1 protein-coding gene is annotated in these 1,258 nt (G+C 54.5%); it reads left to right on the top strand.

Annotated elements, in window-relative coordinates:
• Positions 1-112 precede the first annotated feature (112 nt).
• A partial coding sequence (gene dnaX, locus BUE76_RS24165; RefSeq protein WP_143313433.1) for a DNA polymerase III subunit gamma/tau occupies positions 113-1,258 on the top strand: 1,146 nt, incomplete at its 3' end.

Genomic DNA, 1,258 nt, shown 5'->3' with positions numbered 1-1,258 from the left:
CCCGTCTTTCCCGTCTTTCCCGTCTTTCCCGTCTTTCCCGTCTTTCCCGTCTTCCAACTTTACTGACTTTCCGGACTTCCAACTCTTCGTACCTTCGCACCCTGCAAGTACCATGGAAAAATTTATTGTATCCGCCCGCAAGTACCGGCCCCAAACCTTCGACACGGTTGTGGGCCAGCAACATATTACCACCACGCTAAAAAATGCCATCCGCACGGGTCACCTGGCGCATGCTTTCTTGTTTTGTGGTCCGAGGGGGGTGGGTAAAACCACCTGTGCCCGTATCCTGGCCAAGACCATCAACTGCGAGGCCCTCCAGCCCGATGGCGAGGCCTGCAACGAGTGCCACTCCTGCAAATCCTTTAATGATGGCGCTTCGCTCAATATCCACGAACTCGATGCCGCTTCCAACAACTCGGTGGAAGACATCCGGGCCCTGGTAGAGCAGGTGCGCTTTGCGCCACAGGCCGGCCAGTACAAGGTGTACATCATCGATGAGGTGCACATGCTCAGTTCGGCAGCCTTCAACGCCTTCCTGAAAACACTGGAGGAACCGCCGCCTTATGCCAAGTTCATCCTGGCAACTACCGAAAAGCACAAGATCCTGCCCACCATCCTGAGCCGCTGCCAGATCTTTGATTTTAAGCGCATCACGCTCCAGGATACGGTAGATCACCTGCAAGGCATTGCCATCAAGGAAAGCATTACTACTGATGAAGCGGCGCTGCAAATGATTGCGCAAAAAAGCGAAGGCTGTATGCGCGATGCCCTGAGCATCCTCGACAAGATCGTGTCGTTTACCAACAGCACGGTTACCTACGACAATACCATCGAGCACCTCAACATCCTGGATGCGGATTACTATTTCCGCCTTATGGACTGTATGCTCACCCAGGACCTGGCCGGTGCCATGCTCCTGTTTGATGATATCAACAAGAAAGGTTTTGAGGGCGACGCGGTACTCAACGGCTTTGCCGAGTTTGTGCGCAACCTCCTCATCTGCAAGGACGACCGCGTGGCCGGTTTGCTGGAGGTGGTGGAAAGCTTCCGCCAGCGCTACCGCGAGATGGCGGGCCGTACCGAGGCAGGTTACCTCATCAGCACCCTTAATGTGCTGACGGAAGCAGAAATCAATTTCAAAACCGCCCGCAACAAACGCCTCCATGTGGAGCTGGCGCTGATCAAGCTCTGTTACCTGCACCAGGCTTTGGAGTTGTCGGCTACTGATGCGGGGCTGGATAAAAAAAAAACAGCTGAC

This window comes from Cnuella takakiae, from assembly GCF_001953305.1.
In the GTDB taxonomy this organism is placed as follows: Bacteria; Bacteroidota; Bacteroidia; order Chitinophagales; family Chitinophagaceae; genus Flavisolibacter; species Flavisolibacter takakiae.
This window is presented reverse-complemented; position numbering and strand designations above follow the sequence as displayed.